General features: G+C 68.3%; 14 protein-coding genes and 1 tRNA gene. 9 read left to right on the top strand and 6 right to left on the bottom strand.

From position 1 onward, the window contains the following. The first annotated feature begins 15 nt into the window (after positions 1 to 15). The 3 genes from OZ671_RS03275 to OZ671_RS03285 are packed head-to-tail and all read left to right on the top strand — an operon-like array spanning position 16 to position 3,378. Positions 16 to 1,440, top strand: a complete 1,425-nt coding sequence (locus tag OZ671_RS03275; protein WP_268859397.1) for a sugar porter family MFS transporter — start codon at positions 16 to 18, stop codon at positions 1,438 to 1,440. Further along, positions 1,437 to 1,757, top strand: a complete 321-nt coding sequence (locus OZ671_RS03280; protein ID WP_268859398.1) for a hypothetical protein — start codon at positions 1,437 to 1,439, stop codon at positions 1,755 to 1,757. Before OZ671_RS03275 ends, OZ671_RS03280 begins: the two co-directional genes overlap by 4 nt. Further along, complete coding sequence (locus OZ671_RS03285) at positions 1,747 to 3,378, top strand: GMC oxidoreductase (protein ID WP_268859399.1); 1,632 nt, start codon at positions 1,747 to 1,749, stop codon at positions 3,376 to 3,378. The genes OZ671_RS03280 and OZ671_RS03285 overlap by 11 nt, the downstream gene beginning before the upstream one ends. Before the next feature lie 46 nt (positions 3,379 to 3,424). On the opposite strand, the gene OZ671_RS03290 is transcribed toward OZ671_RS03285, so the two are convergent. The 5 genes from OZ671_RS03290 to OZ671_RS03310 are packed head-to-tail and all read right to left on the bottom strand — an operon-like array spanning position 3,425 to position 8,370. Next, complete coding sequence (locus OZ671_RS03290) at positions 3,425 to 4,201, bottom strand: enoyl-CoA hydratase/isomerase family protein (RefSeq protein WP_268859400.1); 777 nt, start codon at positions 4,199 to 4,201, stop codon at positions 3,425 to 3,427. A 59-nt stretch (positions 4,202 to 4,260) separates the two neighbouring features. After that, positions 4,261 to 5,508, bottom strand: a complete 1,248-nt coding sequence (locus tag OZ671_RS03295) for a M20 family metallo-hydrolase (RefSeq protein WP_268859401.1) — start codon at positions 5,506 to 5,508, stop codon at positions 4,261 to 4,263. Between the two features lie 7 nt (positions 5,509 to 5,515). Then, entirely contained in the window at positions 5,516 to 6,397 is an 882-nt protein-coding gene (locus OZ671_RS03300; RefSeq protein ID WP_268859402.1) for an alpha/beta fold hydrolase, read from the bottom strand. A gap of 8 nt (positions 6,398 to 6,405) precedes the next feature. Then, positions 6,406 to 7,188: an SDR family oxidoreductase gene (locus OZ671_RS03305; RefSeq protein ID WP_268859403.1), complete on the bottom strand. Its 783-nt coding sequence runs from the start codon at positions 7,186 to 7,188 to the stop codon at positions 6,406 to 6,408. Positions 7,189 to 7,236: 48 nt separating this feature from the next. Beyond that, positions 7,237 to 8,370, bottom strand: a complete 1,134-nt coding sequence (locus OZ671_RS03310; protein ID WP_268859404.1) for a pyridoxal phosphate-dependent aminotransferase — start codon at positions 8,368 to 8,370, stop codon at positions 7,237 to 7,239. A gap of 240 nt (positions 8,371 to 8,610) precedes the next feature. Between OZ671_RS03310 and OZ671_RS03315 the strand changes: the two genes are divergently transcribed. The 4 genes from OZ671_RS03315 to OZ671_RS03330 all read left to right on the top strand — a co-directional run bounded on the left by OZ671_RS03315 (position 8,611) and on the right by OZ671_RS03330 (position 12,155). Continuing rightward, on the top strand, positions 8,611 to 9,696 hold the full coding sequence (locus OZ671_RS03315) for an ABC transporter substrate-binding protein (protein WP_268859405.1): 1,086 nt from the start codon (positions 8,611 to 8,613) through the stop codon (positions 9,694 to 9,696). A 70-nt stretch (positions 9,697 to 9,766) separates the two neighbouring features. Next, on the top strand, positions 9,767 to 10,582 hold the full coding sequence (locus tag OZ671_RS03320; protein ID WP_268859406.1) for an ABC transporter ATP-binding protein: 816 nt from the start codon (positions 9,767 to 9,769) through the stop codon (positions 10,580 to 10,582). Between the two features lie 8 nt (positions 10,583 to 10,590). Continuing rightward, on the top strand, positions 10,591 to 11,424 hold the full coding sequence (locus OZ671_RS03325) for an ABC transporter permease (protein ID WP_268859407.1): 834 nt from the start codon (positions 10,591 to 10,593) through the stop codon (positions 11,422 to 11,424). A gap of 38 nt (positions 11,425 to 11,462) precedes the next feature. Continuing rightward, on the top strand, positions 11,463 to 12,155 hold the full coding sequence (locus OZ671_RS03330; protein WP_268859408.1) for a GntR family transcriptional regulator: 693 nt from the start codon (positions 11,463 to 11,465) through the stop codon (positions 12,153 to 12,155). Between the two features lie 135 nt (positions 12,156 to 12,290). Here OZ671_RS03330 and OZ671_RS03335 read toward each other — a convergent pair. After that, positions 12,291 to 12,364, bottom strand: a tRNA-Gln gene (locus OZ671_RS03335). A 281-nt stretch (positions 12,365 to 12,645) separates the two neighbouring features. On the opposite strand from OZ671_RS03335, the gene OZ671_RS03340 reads away from it, so the two are divergent. Both OZ671_RS03340 and OZ671_RS03345 read left to right on the top strand, forming a co-directional pair. After that, entirely contained in the window at positions 12,646 to 14,274 is a 1,629-nt protein-coding gene (locus OZ671_RS03340) for a long-chain-fatty-acid--CoA ligase (RefSeq protein ID WP_268859409.1), read from the top strand. 122 nt (positions 14,275 to 14,396) lie between these two features. Further along, a complete protein-coding gene (locus tag OZ671_RS03345) occupies positions 14,397 to 15,728 on the top strand; it encodes a DUF898 family protein (RefSeq protein WP_268859410.1) in 1,332 nt (443 codons plus the stop codon). Positions 15,729 to 15,736 lie beyond the last annotated feature (8 nt).

Genomic DNA, 15,736 nt, shown 5'->3' on the forward strand with positions numbered 1-15,736 from the left:
CTTGTGGAGGGGCGCATGATCTATCTGGTCGCAGCCATCGCCGGCATAGCCGGCTTCCTGTTCGGATTCGATGAAGGCGTCATTGCCGGCTCGCTCCACCTCCTGCGCGGGGAGTTCAGCATCAGCCCTCTCAACGAGGGGCTGATGACGGCGGCCGTGCCGCTGGGCGCCCTGTTCGGCGCCGTGATCTCCGGGCGCGCGGTCGAAGCCTTCGGCCGGCGGGCCATGCTGCTCTTCGCCGCGGTGCTCTTCGTGGCGGGAGCGCTCCTGTCGGCCCTCATCACGGCCGTGTGGATGCTGAGTGTCGCACGCCTCGTGCTCGGCATCGCCGTCGGCATGGCCGCTCTCGTGGCTCCGCTCTATATCGCGGAGAGCGCGCCTCCGGCACGGCGCGGCATGCTCGTGTCGATCTATCAGCTGGCGGTCACGCTCGGCATTCTCGGTGCGTATGTGGTCGGCTTCGCCTTCTCCGACTCCTGGCGGACCATGTTCCTGTGTGGCGCCCTGCCCGGGATCGCCCTGTTCGTCGGCATGTTCGTCCTGCCGGATACGCCTCGCTGGCTCGCGACGAAGGGCCGGTCCGAAGAAGCCGGCGCAGCGATTGCCCGCATGCGCGCCGTCGCGCCCCGGAGCCCGGTCGTGACCGCGGAGCTCGCCGAAATAGCCCGCACCGCCGAAGCCGACCAGAACAGGGGCACCTGGTCGGAGCTGTTCAGCCCGCTGATCCGCCCGGCCCTGGTCGTCGGCATCGGCCTGTTCCTGCTGCAGCAGCTGAGCGGCATCAACGCGGTGATCTATTACGCTCCGGTCGTCTTCGGCGAAGCCGGCTTCAGCTCGGCCTCGACGCAGCTTCTCGCCACCATCGGCATCGGCATCGTCAACGTCGCGATGACCGTCGTCGGCATGGCGCTGATCGATCGCATCGGCCGGCGCAAGCTGCTGATCATCGGCTTTGCCGGAACCGCGCTCAGCCTCGGCATGATCGCGATCGGCGCGGCGACCGAGGCGGCGGCGCTCGACGTGCTCGCCATGATCGGCCTCGCCCTCTACATCGCCGCCTTCGCCGTCAGCATCGGACCGCTGCCCTGGGTCATGATGGCGGAGGTGTTTCCGCTGAACGTCCGCGGCATCGGCATGAGCGCCGCTTCGCTGGCCAACTGGGCGTTCAATTTCATCGTCGTGTTCTCCTTCCCGCCGCTCGTCGCCGCGATCGGTCTCGGAGGCGTCTTCACCGTCTACGCTCTGGTCTGTGCCGCAGGCATCGTCTTCACCCTGCGTCTCGTCCCTGAAACCAACGGCGCGAGCCTCGAGGAGATCGAGCGTCACCTGAGGTCCGGCCGGCCGTTCCGCGACCTTGGAACGCGCGCACCCGCGCAGGACACCGGCCTGCGCCAGCCGGCCCTGCCCCTCGCCGGCGTCGAAAAGGCCGCCGGCCGATGAACACGCCCGCGCTCGCCCCGCGCCAGGACGCCGAAGCGCTGCTGCTCGAAATCATCGCGCTCAGCCCGTATCGCCGCGTCCTCGGCCCCCTGCAGGCCGACATCACGCGCATCGCGCTCGGCAACAAGCAGGTCAGCGCGGCACTGGCCGCGGTGATCCGCCGCTCCGGCTTCACCGCCGGCGCGGCGCTGCGCCGGCAGGATCTCGGCGCCGAAGCGAGAACCTTCGCGGCCTTCCTCGAACATGTCCACTTCGCGTCCCCGCCGTTCCTCGAAACGGTCGGCGAATGGCCCCTCGGAGTCCGCCGTGGCGAATGAAGCGCAGTGCGATGTCGTCGTCGTCGGCACCGGAGCCGGCGGCGGGCTGCTGGCCCACACCCTCGCCAAGGCGGGCCTCCGCGTGGTGTCGCTGGAACAGGGCGAGATGCTCGCCGCCGACTATTTCCGCTCGGTGGCCCCGGCAGGCGCCGCGCGGGATTTCGGCATCGGCCCGGACACGGTCTGGCCGAGCGATCCGCATGACAGCCTGTTCGTTCATCCGCTGTTCGCCGACGGCACCATCGGCTCGACGAGCCGGCCGGACGGCGGCTTCCGCCATTTCCAGATCCTGGCGGTCAACGGCCTGCAGAATCTCTGGAACGGGGTGAGCGTGCGCTTCTCCGAGGCCGATTTCGCCGGCTGGCCGGTCGGCTATGCGGACCTTGCCACCCACTATGCCGCCGTCGAGCGCCTGATCACGGTCTGCGGCACGACCGAGAACATACCGGACCTGCCCGACGGCGACTACGTCGCCCCCAAGCCGCTGCGTCCGGCGGACCGGATGATCGTCGATGCCGTGCGCTCGCTGAACGAGCCGCATTCCCGCGCCATCCCCAATCGCAAGGCCGTCAATACCAGGCCGGGCATGGCCAATTCGTGCAGCTCGACCGGCATCTGCACGTCGGGCTGCCCGACCGGCGCGATGTACAAGTTCTCGAGCCACCTGCTGCCGGACATCGCCCTCCTGCCGAACTACGAATTGCGCACCCATGCCAAGGTGGCCCGGCTGACGCGCGAGGACGGCTCGCGCCGCGTTTCGGGCGTGCACTATGTCGACACGCGCAGCGGAGAGCGTCACACGCTGCGCGCCAGGATCGTCGTGCTCGCCGCCGGTGCCCTGGAAAGCCCGCGCATTCTGTTCAACTCCGCCGACGAGGCCGCGCCGCAGGGCCTCGGCAACAGCAGCGGCCGTCTCGGGCGCGGCCTGCAGGACAATCCCAAGACCGTCCTGTCGACGTCGCTGTGGCGCCTGTGGGGCCGGCGGCGCGACTACGACATCGGCTATGGCGACCTGCTGATCCTCATGGCGCGCGGCAAGCTGCCCGACGGCTCCACCTTCCCGTTCATCGGCCATGCGATCCACGGCATTCCCGACGTTCCGCACTATCTCACCGGCCTCGCGCCGTTTCCGGCCGTCGTGAAGACGCCGCTGGCGCGGGCCATGTTCCACAGCTACGTGACGCTCGGCCTGTTCTGCGCCGGCGAGATCACTCCGGGAAACCTGGTGCGGCCGGGCAGGACGCTCGACCGCTACGGCATCCGCCAGGTCGAGGTCGATTTCGCCGTGCCGCCCAAGGCCAGCCTGCAGATGCAGGCCATGGCGGCCTGGGGCAGGAAGGTGCTGCGCCGGGCATCGTCGACCCTGGTTCATGCCACCAGCGACAACAGCGGCACCGGCATCCACTATGCCGGCACGACCGCCCTGTCGCGCGATCCGTCGGCCGGCGTGGTCGATGCCGACCTGCGCAGCCACGACATCGACAATCTCTTCGTCTGCGACGGCGGCGTCATTCCTCTGCTGCCGGACAAGCACCTGACCCTGACGATCATGGCGCTGGCCCATCGGCTCGGCCGCCACATCGTCGACCGGGTGCGCGCGCAGGATTTTCAGACCGCCTGAAGGCACCGCGGCACGAGGCAGGGCGGGACGGCCCCCTGACCCGCGCTCAGCGGCCGGTCCATTCCGCCGGCCGCTTGGCAAGGAAGGCCTCGACCCCGATCCCGAAGTCGCGGCTGCCGTAGCAGCCCCGGATCAGATCGTCTCCGTCGATCCCCGCCGCCGCGACGAGGCGCCGGATCGCCTCCTTGGACACCCGCATCGTGATCGGCGCATGGGCGGCGAGGCGGTCGGTGATGGCGGCGATCCGGACGTCGAGATCGTCGGGCTCGACCACGTCGAGAAGGAAGCCGGCATCGCGCGCTTCGCCCGCCGGGATCGCCTCGGCGAGCAGCAGGAGGCGCTTGGTGCGGGCAACGCCGAAATGCGCGACGAGCCGGGCATGGTCCTGCATCGACAGGCAGTTGCCGAGCGTGCGCGCGACGGGGACGGCGAAGCGGGCGGTGGAGGCGCCGATCCGCAGATCGCAGCAGGCGGCGATGGCAAGGCCGCCGCCAACGCACCAGCCGTCGATGACGGCGACGGTCGGGACCGGCAAGGCCTCGAGCGCCGCCAGGACCGCCTCGATCCGAGCCTCGTAGGCGACGCCGTCCTCGCCGGAGGCGAAGGCCTGGAACTCGTGGATGTCGCCGCCGGCAACGAAGGCCTTGCCGCCGGCGCCGCGGAGGGTCGCGACACGCAGCGTCTCGTCGGCCCTGAGCGCGGCGCATATCCGCCCGAGCTCCTCGTACATGGCCGCGCTCATGGCATTGCGCGCCTCCGGCCGGTCGAAGACGATGTGAGCGACCCGGCCGGTCCGGGTCAGACGTACGGCGCCCTGGTCCATGCGGACAAACCTTCCCTGATGCTGCGGCAGGCCCGGTGGGCGGGCGCGCCGCGGTCCCCTCACGCCCGGTTGGCGAGATCCCAGACGACGTCGGCGAGGACCCGCGCGCCCATGGCAAGATGCTCGGGTTCGGCCCATTCGGCCGGATTGTGCGAGATGCCGCCGCGGCACGGCACGAAGATCATCCCGGCCGGACAGACATAGTGCAGCTGGCGGGCGTCATGTCCTGCCGCGGAATAGACGTCCATGGCCGGAATGCCGAGCCGCTCGGCCGCGGTCGCGATGGTCCGGCGGACCTCCGGCGAGAAGTTCAGCGAAGGGGAATGCTGGATCTGTTTCAGCGTCACCGCGCAAGGCCCCTTCTCGGCCTCGACGATCGCGCGGATCGCCGCGTCCACCCGGTCCACCACCGCATTGTCGGGATGGCGGAGATCGACGGAGAAGAACACCTCCGACGGCACCACCGACGGCGCGTTCGGCGTCACCTGGACCATGCCGACGGTGAGCAGGGTGTCGGCCGGCTCCATGGCGGCTTCGTCCATGGCGCGGATCATGCGCGTCGCGGCCATCAGCGCGTCGCGCCGGTCCGCGCGCAGCGCGGTGCCGGCATGGGCCGCCTCGCCTTTCACCCGCACCCGGTAGCGGCGCGTACCCTGAATGCCGGTGACGACGCCGAGCGGCACGCCGGCCGCCTCGAGCACCGAGGCCTGTTCGATATGCGGCTCGACATAGGCCGCGATCGGAAAGCCGAAAGGCCGCCGGGCGACGCCGTCGTCGCCGGCGAGGATGGCTGCGACCGCATCGGCGATCGCGATGCCGTCGGCATCGCGGATCGGCAGGACCTGGTCCAGGGTCTTGGCGCCGGTGAAGACGTCCGAGCCGGTCATGCCCGGAGCGAAGCGCGAGCCTTCCTCATTGGTCCAGGCGACCACCTCGACGGGACGCAGCGGCCGCTCGCCGCGCGCCGCCATGGCCTCGACCGTCTCGAGCGCCGCCAGCACGCCGAAGACGCCGTCGAACCGGCCGCCGGTCGGCTGCGAGTCGATATGCGAGCCTATCACCACCGGCGCCAGCGCGGGATTGGATCCCTCGTAGCGCAGGAACAGGTTGGCGACCCCGTCGGTATAGGGCGTGAGGCCGATGCGCCGGCCCCAGGCGATCAGTTCGGCGCGGGCCTCGGCCTCGAGCGGCGACAGGGTCGGCCGATCGACGCCACCGTCGTCTCGCGCGCCGAAATGGGCGAGTTCCATATGGCGGGCCCACAGGCGCGCGCCGTCGACCGCGTCGGAGGTTCGGGAACCGGTCATGACCGCCTCAGTTCGTGCGCATGATCTGGGCCGGATTGGCGCGCGGATCGCGCGGCCCCCAGCGGCCCGCCTCGACCTGGGCGATGAACTCGGCGAGCAGGCGGTTGAACAGCTCCGGTTCCTCCAGGTTCAGCGTGTGGCCCGCCTTCGGCAGCACCGCGAAGCCGCAGCGCGGAATGGTGCGCTTGAGGAACAGGCCGGGCTGGATGCAATGATCGTCCTCGTCGCCGGTCATCACCAGGGTCGGCGCTTCCATGCGCTTGAACTCGGCTTCGAGATCGTAGAGCGAGGGCCGCCGCATCTGGACGCCGCGCATGGTATTGGCCGCACCGAGGGGATCGTGCTGGGCGAGCCGGTCGGCGAAGAGACGCCAGCCGCGCGGATCCTTGTCCTGAAACTGCACGCGCGATGCGCCTTCCGCATAGATGGGTGCGAAGACCTTCGGCCCCTGCTCCTGGAAATTGCGCGCGACCTGCTCCGATATGCCCCTGAAGTAATCCTCGTGGGCCTTCTCCGCGCCATAGCCCGCGCCGGCGGCGACCACCGACAGGACGCGGCCGGGATGGCGCAGGCCGGCATGAAGAGCCGCGAAACCGCCCATCGACAGGCCCACCACATGCGCCTTGTCGATGCCGTCGGCATTCAGAACGTCGATGATGTCGTCGGCCGCACGCGCCTGGGAATAGCTGTCCACCTCGCGCGGAATGTCCGAGGGGACATAACCGCGCGCCGCGTAGGTGATGCAGCGGTGGCGCCTGGCGAAGGCGTTGAGCTGCGGCTCCCAGCTCCAGTGGCTGCCGCCGAACTCGTGCACGAAGATGATCGGCGTGCCGGTGCCGGCGGTCTCGTAGAACAGCCTGATGCCGTCGGTCGTGGTTGCGAAGGCCATGGCGCGCCTCAGATCACGGAGCGGCGGGACGCGATGCCGCCGTCGACGGTGAAGATGGTTCCCGACGTGTAGCCGGAGCGGTAGGAGGCGAGGAAGACGATGAGATCGGTCACCTCGTGGACGTGGGCCGGACGCTTCAGCGGATAGCGCTGCTGCAGCTCCCCGTAGCGGTCGGCATCGCCGAGCCAGTCCTTGGCGCGCTTCTTCAGCATGTTGTAGATTCGGTCGGTGTCGACCGGGCCGGGATTGACACCCACCACCCGGATATTGTCGTCGAGCGAATGGCCGCCCATCGCACGGGTGAACGCCATCAGGCTGGCATTGCCCGTGGTTCCCGCCACATAGGCCGGGTCGAAGACCTCGCCGCCATTGCCGATATTGTTGATGATGACGCCGCCGCCGCGCGCCTTCATGCGCGGATAGATGGCGCGCGTCAGGTTGATGTAGCCGAGAACCTTCAACTCCCAGCCGGCCCGCCACCTGGCCTCGTCGACGTCCCACAGGCTGCCGCTCGGAATGACGCCGGCATTGTTGACCAGAACGTCGACGTCGCCGGCCGCACCGACCAGCGCGTCGACCGCGCCGGCGGCGGTCAGGTCCATCGCATAGACCGTGACGCTGACGCCATGCGCCGCCTCGAGCTCGCGCTTCAGCGCCTCGAGCCGATCGCCGGAGCGGGCGACGACGTGGAGGTGACAGCCTTCCTCCGCGAAGGAGCGCGCCAGCCCTTCACCGATGCCCTGCGAGGCGCCCGTGACGAGCACCGTCTTGCCCTGGAGCTTGAGATCCATGATGCGAATTCTCCGTTGATGGGAATGGACCGGTCGGCCGGCCAGGGGTCAGAACAGCTTCACCGCTTCGTTGCGGCCGCGGGCCTCCTCGACGAGGCGCGGCAGGAGCGCGACGAATTCCTCCACCCAGGCCGTGGGCACGCTCGTGCTCACCTTGACGAAGCGGTCGCCGAAGGTCGGCGTGTGGTAGGCGCCCTGGCGGATCATGATGTCGTGCGCCTGATAGGCGGCGACCAGCGCCTCCGGTTTGACGCCCGCGCGGTCGCATTCGATCACGATGAAATTGCCGTTGGACGGATAGACCGGCATGACGAGGCCCGGGATCCGGTCGACCGCGTCCTTGATCAGCTTCTGGTTCGCCCGCTGCTGCGCCAGCACGCCGGGGAACCATTCGTCCTTGATCGCAAGCCCTGCGAGCGCCGCGCGCTGGGAGAGGATGTTGGAGCCGAGATTGTTCGGCGGCGCGCCGGCGAGCGTCTCGACGATGTCGGGATGGGCGACCACCGCGCCGACCCGCAGCCCTGCGAAGCCGAGCCATTTCGAGAAGCTGTAGATGGTGATCGTCTTCTCGGGATAGCGGCTCGCCGCGAGCGTGTGGTCGTAGGCGAAGTGGCGATAGGTGCAGTCGTGGATGAGGTAGGCGCCGGCCGCGCGCACCGCGGCGACAATGCCGTCGATCTCCGTGCCGGTGCAGGCGCTGCCCAGGGGATTGTTGGGGTCGACCAGATAGACCACCCTGGTCCTCGGCGTGACGGCCGCGGCGAGCCGTTCCGGCGCCAGGCGGTAGCCATGCTCCTCGCCATAGATCGGGATCTGCTTCACCGTGGCGCCGACGGAGCGGGCGAAGGCCATCGGCCAGTTCCAGGTCGGGTCGGTGGTGACGAATTCGTCGCCCGGGCCGAGCAGCGTATGGCAGACGTGGTAGAGCGAGGCCACCGCGCCGTCCGACAGCAGCGCCGCCTGCCCCGAGAGCCCGAGATCGGCGACGATGCCCTGGCGCAGCGCCTCGAGCCCCGCCGGCGGGGCGTAGATGTGGAACTCCTCATCCCGGATCGACTTTTCCATGGCCTCGACGACGGCCGGGTGCGGCGTGGCGTGGTTGGTATTCTGCCCCATCCAGCGCAGCCCGGCGGTGTTCACCAGCCGGTCGAAATGGGCATTCCTGATCTCGAAGGATTTCATGATCTCCCCGCATCTTGCGCCGATTTGGCATAATGAAATGCCGATCCATATCCATATGGTGGCAACTATGCATCAATCTGGCATGCCGAACAGCCCAAAAATGCGGCATATGGCAAAAATATTATGCCGTATTCAATTTCTGGCATAATGAGACTTGCGCTGCCGGAAAAACACGGGGAAGCTTGAGACAGGGTGCAGAGGGGATCTCACCTAACGACCGAAGCGTTTGGGAGAAGACGCATGCTGTCTCGTCGCAATGTCCTGAAAGGCGCCGGTGCCGCCACGCTCGCGGCTGGCCTGCCGCTCGCCACACCCGCCCTGTCGCAAGGCCCGACCCGGGTCTCCTTCACCACGTCCTGGATTCCGGAGGGGCCGAACCTGTTCGCCTATGTCGCGCGCGACAAGGGCTTCTGGAAGAAGGCCGGGCTCGATGTCAGCGTCGCCCGCGGCTCCGGCTCGGGCGCCGCCGCCCAGGCCGTGAGCGCCGGCACATTCGACTTCGGCATGGCCGCCACCCCGACCGTGATCGTGCAGGCCGCCAAGCGGCTGCCGATCACCTGCATCGGCCAGATCAACTACGACGCGCTGATGGGCATCGGCGTGCTCAACGCTTCGCCGATCCGCTCGCCTCGGGACCTGGAAGGCAAAAAGCTCGGCGCCAGCGTCACCTCGGGGGAATATCCCTTCATGCCGCTCTATGCCGAGAAGGCCGGCTTCGACCTGTCGAAGGTGCAGATCCTGCAGGTGGACGGCAAGGTGCGCGAGCGCACCCTGGTGGAAAAGCAGGTCGACGCGGTGTCGGCCTTCGCCACCAGCACGGTGCCCTCGCTCGCCCCGCTCGGCACCGACGTGCGCTTCCTTCTGTTCTCCTCGGTCGGCATCGAGTTCTACGGCCAGTCGCTGACCACCCAGCCGGCCCGGGTCGAGAAGGACCGGGCGCTGTGCGAGGCCTTCGTGCAGGGCGCGATGGAGGCGATCCGCTTCACGCTGACCAATTTCGACGAAGCCGTCGACATCTTCCTGAAGGCGAACAGCGAGGTGGCCATCTCCACCACTGGCAAGGACTATGCGCGCGTCGGTCTCGGTCTCACCAACCTGACCAATCTCGTCCCCGAGGTGAAGGAGAAGGGGCTCGGTCATGCCGACCCGCAGAAGGTCGCCACCATGGCCGACCTGGTGGTGAAATATGCGGCGGGCGAAGGCGCGAGCCGCCCGGATGTCGGCACGCTGTTCACCAACGCCTTCGCCGGCAAGGTCCGGCTGACCGCCGCCGAGCTCGCGGCGGCCGAACAGTCCGCCGCCGCCTATCGCAAATATGTCGGCTGACGCGCAAACAGCCGCAGATCGAGGGAAGAACGCAATGCTGGCCTTGGCAGAACGGACGGAGCCTGTCTCCGTGCAGGAGCCGCTGGTCTCCGTCCGTGGCGTGCGGAAGACCTATTTCGCCCGCCAATCACCCGTCCACGCCGTGGCCTCCGCCTCGGTCGATGTCGCGCGCGGCGAGTTCGTCTCGCTGCTCGGCCCGTCCGGCTGCGGCAAGAGCACGCTGCTGATGATGATCGCCGGATTGGAAAAGCCGACCGCCGGATCGATCCGCCTTCTCGGCTCCGACGTGGTCGCGCCGCGCCGCGACATCGGCATCATCTTCCAGGACGCGACCCTGCTGCCCTGGAAGACGACGCTCGAGAACGTGCTCTTCCCGATCCACATCCTCAAGCTGCCGGTCGCGAAATACCGCGACAGGGCGCGCGAGCTCCTCGCCATGGTCGGCCTCACCGGCTTCGAGCACAAGAAACCGGGCGAGCTCTCGGGCGGCATGCGCCAGCGCGTCGCCATCTGCCGCGCGCTGATCCACGACCCGGACATCCTGCTGATGGATGAGCCGTTCAGCGCGCTCGACGCCATCACCCGCGACCAGATGAACGTCGCGCTTTCGGAGATCCTGGAGACCTATCGCAAGACGGTCGTCTTCGTCACCCATTCGATCCGCGAGGCCGCCTTTCTGTCCGACCGCGTGGTGGTGATGGGCGGGCGCCCGTCGACCATCATCCTGGACATGAAGATGCCGTTTCCCCGTCCGCGCCGGTTCGAGATCGAGGAAACCCAGGATTTCGCCCAGGTCTGCCGCCAGCTGCGCCTGACCATCGAGGCCGCGCACGGCCATGCGCCGCCGGCGCAGACGGCGCCTGCCGGTCCCAGCGTCATCGAGTGAGGTCCGCCATGTCGTCCACCACCACCGTCGGCACGGAGACCGGTGCCGTCATCGCCAGCCCCAGGGCCGGTGCCGTCCAGGCCGCGGCCGGGCTGCGCAGCATCGTCCTGCCGCTCGGCCTCGCCCTCCTGGTCCTCGCCGCCTGGCAGCTCTACGTCACGATCGGCGACATTCCCGCGGTGATCCTGCCCTCGCCGGTGTCGATCGCCCGCTACATCGTCGCCCGCTACGACATCCTCATGATGCATGCGATCCCGACGACGCTGGAATCGGCTGCCGGCTTCCTGCTCGCGCTGGTGCTCGGCATCCTGCTCGCGATCGTCATCACCTATTCGCGCATCGCCCACGAGGCGCTCTATCCGAACCTGATCTTCTTCCAGCTGATCCCGAAGATCGCGCTCGCGCCGCTCTTCATCATCTGGCTCGGCGTCGGCGCCCAGTCGCGCGTCGCGTTCTCGGTGTTCATCGCCTTCTTCCCGGTCGTGATCGCCACCACGGCCGGCTTCATGAGCGTCGACAAGGGCATGCTCCGGCTCTGCCGCTCGCTCACCGCCACCGAATGGCAGGTGTTCACGGCGGTGCGCTTCCCCTCGGCCCTGCCGCATATCTTCTCGGGCGCCAAGATCGCCGTCACGCTGGCCATCATCGGCGTGATCATCGGCGAGTTCATCACCGCCCAGGCCGGGCTCGGCTATCTCATCATCTTCGCCACCGCCCGCGCCGATACCGAGGTGTCGATGGCGGCGATCGTGGTGCTTTGCATTTGCGGATTGCTGCTGTACGGGCTTGTCGCGCTCGCGGAATCGATCGCGAACAGATTTTACTCAGCGGACAGCCGATGAAACCCCGCATCGGCCCGGCACGGAACGTCGGAGCGGCCATGGCGTCTGAGGAACCGGAATCGCTGTCGGCCGAGGTCGTCCACCGGCTCGAGGAGGAGATCCTCAAGGGCCTCAGGCGGCCCGGCGACAAGCTCGACGAGCGCCAGCTCGCCGAGCAGTTCGGCATGTCGCGCACGCCGGTGCGCGAGGCGCTGCAGCGCCTGGCGGCGAGCGGCCTCGTCATCTCGCGCGGCCGCCAGGGTCTGCAGGTCGCCCAGCTCTCGCTCGCCGACCTGCTCGACGCCTTCAGCGTGGTGGCCGAGCTCGAGGCCCTCGCCTCGGCCCAGGCGGCCCGGCGCATGCAGCCGGACCAGAAGCTCAGGCTGCAGGCCGCGCATCAGGCCTGCGCGCGGGCGAGCGACGCGGAGGACGTGGAAGGCTTCTACGAGGCGAACCTCGTGTTCCACGAGACCATCGCCGCAGCGAGCCACAACCGGATCCTGCAGGAGGAGCTGCGCCGGCTGACGCTGAAGATCTCGCCCTATCGGCGCACCATCACCTACCGGCCCGGCCGCATGCAGTCCTCCATTCCCGAGCACGGACAGGTCATGGAAGCGATCTGCCGCGGCGAGGGCGCCGAGGCGGCGCGCCTGATGCGCGCCCATGTCACCCTGCTCGGAGAGGGTCTCTCCGACCTCCTGCACTTCCTGCGCGTCTCGGGCGACCACAACCTCCTGGCCGAGCTGGCCTAGCGGGACGAAGCCGCCCGGCTGCGGCCGAGGCGGCCCGGCGCGGAAAACGGCCGGTTCGGGGCGATCGGCCAGCGGCGTTCGCCGGCTCCAGGCGTCTCCACGAGATCGACGATTTCGGCGGGAACCGGAGCCTCCTGGCTGGGTCGCTAGGATTCGAACCTAGATAGCGGGTACCAAAAACCCGAGTCCTACCATTAGACGACGACCCATCAGGGCGGGAGCGCTGCTCCGCGGCGCGGACCATAGCGAGGCGTGAGCTTTCGTTCAACGGCCTCCTTGACGAGGCTGTGGGAAGCGGCGGCGACGCGGCCGGCCAGGACGCCGCACGGCACCGGCATGCGTGCCGCAAAGCCTTGAAATGTCGGGTTTCCGACACTCCCGAGCGGCCCTTCGGAGGGGTGGACGAGCCACCCGTAGCGCTCTAGCTTTCCGGAACGACAAGGCGCCGGCAAAGGTCGCCGCGCGCAAACATGAAGGTGGAGATACGCTCATGCTGGGTCTGATGCAGGACTGGCCGCTTCTGATCCATAAGGTGATCGACCATGCCGGGCTCTATCACGGCGGCCGCAAGGTGGTGTCGCGCTCGATCGAGGGGCCGATCGTCGAGACCAATTACGCGGCGATCCGCGAGAATGCGCTCAGGGTCGCCAAGCGCCTGACCAGGGACGGCATCAAACCGGGCGACCGGATCGGCACGCTCGCCTGGAACACCTGGCGCCACCTCGAAGCCTGGTACGGCATCACCGGCATCGGCGCGGTCTATCACACGCTCAATCCACGCCTGTTCCCGGAGCAGATCGCCTGGATCGCCAATCATGCCGGCGATCGCATGATGATGACCGACCTCACCTTCGTGCCGCTCTTGGAAAAGCTGCAGGAGCACCTGCCCCTCGTCGAGAAATACATCGTGCTCACCGATGCCGAGCACATGCCGCAGACGACCTTGAAGAACGCGGTGCCCTATGAGAGCTGGATCGCCGAGGTCGATGCCGATTTCGCCTGGGGCCGCTTCAACGAGAACACCGCCGCCGGCATGTGCTACACCTCGGGCACGACCGGCAACCCGAAGGGCGTCGTCTATTCGCACCGCTCGAACGTGCTGCACTCGCTCGTGGTCAACAATGCCGACATGTTCGGGCTTGCCTCGCGCGACGTGATCCTGCCGGTCGTGCCGATGTTCCACGCCAATGGCTGGTCGCTCGCCTTCACCGCGCCGATGTCGGGCACGTCGATGATCATGCCCGGCGCCAAGATGGACGGGGCGAGCATCTTCGAGCTGCTCGACACCTACAAGGTCAGCCATTCCGCCGCCGTGCCGACCATCTGGCTGATGCTGCTGCAGCATCTGGAAGCCAACAATCTCAAGCTGCCGCACCTGAAGAAGGTGGTGATCGGCGGCTCGGCCTGCCCGCGCGCCGTCACCGAGAAGTTCCGCGACGTCTACGACGTGGAGGTGCTGCATGCCTGGGGCATGACCGAGCTGTCGCCGCTCGGCACGGTCTGCTCGCTGAAACCCGAATATGAGGGGCTGACGGGCGATGCCTGGCTCGACGTCAAGGAGACGACCGGCCATCCGCCCTTCGGCGTCGAGATGAAGATCGTCGACGATGCCGGCAAGGAGCTCGCCCGCGACGGCCATGTCTTCGGCCGCCTCGTGGTGCGCGGACCGGCGGTCGCCGGCGCCTATTTCCGCGGCGATGGCGGGCAGATCCTCGACGAGAACGGCTTCTTCGACACGGGTGACGTCTCCTCGATCGATCCGCACGGCTATATGCGCATCGTCGACCGCTCGAAGGACGTGATCAAGTCGGGCGGCGAATGGATCTCCTCGATCGACGTCGAGAACCTCGCCGTCGGCCATCCCGACGTCGCCGAGGCCGCGGTGATCGGCGTCGCCCACCCCAAATGGGACGAGCGGCCGCTCCTGGTCGTCGTGCCGAAGGCCGGGCGCGCGCCGAGCCGCGACGACCTCATGGCCTTCATGCAGGACAAGATCGCCAAGTGGTGGCTGCCCGACGACGTGGTGCTGGTCGACGAGATCCCGCACACCGCCACGGGCAAGATCCTGAAGACGGCGCTGCGCGAGCAGTTCAAGGACTACAAGCTGCCGACGGCCTGAACCTTCCCTGCCAAGGAAAGCCAAGCCGCGCCAAGGCCTTGCCACTTGACGTCAGGGCATCGGGCCGGCATTCCGGATGTGACGGCGCCACGGGAAGCCCCGGGGCGCCACCGGAGGATCGGATGACCGAAGCCGTGCAGGGTCCCTGGGGCCAGCGCTCGACCGCGAGCGCCGTCGCCGCGGCCGAGATGGCCGCGCGCAACAACCCGCCGGCCGCGCCGCCGCCGGCCGGCGGCGGCGCGGTGCAAATCGGCTTCTCCGGCCGCGGCGGCCCGCTCTTCGGCCTCCTGTTCAAGGGCTTCTTCCTGCAGCTCGTCACGCTCGGCATCTACCGGTTCTGGCTGACGACCGATATCAGGCGGTTCTACTGGTCGAACACGGCGGTCGGCAGCGAGGCCTTCACCTATACCGGCACCGGCATGGAACTGCTGAAGGGCTTTCTGTTCGCCCTCGCCATCCTGGTGCCGCTGCAGGCCTTCGGCTTCTTCCTCGCCCTCGGCCTGCCGTCGGCCGAAAGCGTGGTGACCATCGCCGTCACCTTCATCCTCCTGTTCCTCGGCCAGTATGCCGTCTATGCCAGCCGCCGCTACCGGCTCGCCCGCACATCCTGGCGGGGCCTGCGCCTGCGCATGACCGGCTCGGCCTGGACCTACGCGATCAAGGCCTTCGGCCTCTGGCTGCTCGTCATCGCCACGCTCGGCATTGCCTATCCCTATGCGACGACGGTGGTCGAGCGCATCAAGATGCGCGAGACCTTCTACGGCGACGCGCCCGGCGATTTCGTCGGCCGCCCCGGCGAGCTGATGCGCCGCCTCTGGCCGTTGTGGCTGATCGCCATCGCGGTGCCGATCGGGCTTGCCGCCGCCGTCTATGCCTCGGCCCCGCCCGAGGCGTGGGCCTACATGCTGTCCCGCATCGAGCCGGAGGCGCCGGCGCTGCCGCCGCACCTCGCCTTCCTGACCGTCGCGGTGCCGGGCGTCCTCGGAGCCGGCGCGCTCATCATCCTGCTGCTCGTGCCGGCCTTCCAGGCCATCACCTTCCGCTGGCGCACCGGCGGCATGCGCCTCGGCGGCGCTGCGCTCAGCTCCGATTTCCGGATCGGCACGGCCTACCGGGTCTATCTCGTCGCCATGCTGATCTTCAGCGTGCTCGGCACGGCCGCCGGCATCGCCGCAACCCTTGCGGCGGGCGGCGCCTACCTCGCCTTCGGCAGTTCGACGACCGGCCTCGGCGTCATGCTGATCATTTTCGTCGTCGTCGGCTATCTCGCGCTCATCGGCGGCTTCTGGATGATCAAGCAGATCTTCCTGGACCTGCCGATGTTCCGCGCCAAGATGAATTCGGTAGCGGTAAGCAATCTTGCCTCTCTCGACGAGGTGCACGCCCGCAACGTCGATGCCTCGGCGCTCGGCGAAGGTCTCGGCAGTGCCGTCGACTTCGGCATCGGGCTGTAGGGCCGTGT

It is taken from the genome of Phreatobacter sp. AB_2022a, from assembly GCF_026847585.1.
Lineage (GTDB): Bacteria > Pseudomonadota > Alphaproteobacteria > Rhizobiales > Phreatobacteraceae > Phreatobacter.

Coding starts and splice junctions, on each gene's coding strand:
- OZ671_RS03275 (WP_268859397.1), top strand. CDS start 16: ATGATCTATCTGGTCGCAGCCATCGCCGGCATAGCCGGCTTCCTGTTC.
- OZ671_RS03280 (WP_268859398.1), top strand. CDS start 1,437: ATGAACACGCCCGCGCTCGCCCCGCGCCAGGACGCCGAAGCGCTGCTG.
- OZ671_RS03290 (WP_268859400.1), bottom strand. CDS start 4,201: ATGGACCAGGGCGCCGTACGTCTGACCCGGACCGGCCGGGTCGCTCAC.
- OZ671_RS03295 (WP_268859401.1), bottom strand. CDS start 5,508: ATGACCGGTTCCCGAACCTCCGACGCGGTCGACGGCGCGCGCCTGTGG.
- OZ671_RS03300 (WP_268859402.1), bottom strand. CDS start 6,397: ATGGCCTTCGCAACCACGACCGACGGCATCAGGCTGTTCTACGAGACC.
- OZ671_RS03305 (WP_268859403.1), bottom strand. CDS start 7,188: ATGGATCTCAAGCTCCAGGGCAAGACGGTGCTCGTCACGGGCGCCTCG.
- OZ671_RS03310 (WP_268859404.1), bottom strand. CDS start 8,370: ATGAAATCCTTCGAGATCAGGAATGCCCATTTCGACCGGCTGGTGAAC.
- OZ671_RS03315 (WP_268859405.1), top strand. CDS start 8,611: ATGCTGTCTCGTCGCAATGTCCTGAAAGGCGCCGGTGCCGCCACGCTC.
- OZ671_RS03325 (WP_268859407.1), top strand. CDS start 10,591: ATGTCGTCCACCACCACCGTCGGCACGGAGACCGGTGCCGTCATCGCC.
- OZ671_RS03330 (WP_268859408.1), top strand. CDS start 11,463: ATGGCGTCTGAGGAACCGGAATCGCTGTCGGCCGAGGTCGTCCACCGG.
- OZ671_RS03340 (WP_268859409.1), top strand. CDS start 12,646: ATGCTGGGTCTGATGCAGGACTGGCCGCTTCTGATCCATAAGGTGATC.
- OZ671_RS03345 (WP_268859410.1), top strand. CDS start 14,397: ATGACCGAAGCCGTGCAGGGTCCCTGGGGCCAGCGCTCGACCGCGAGC.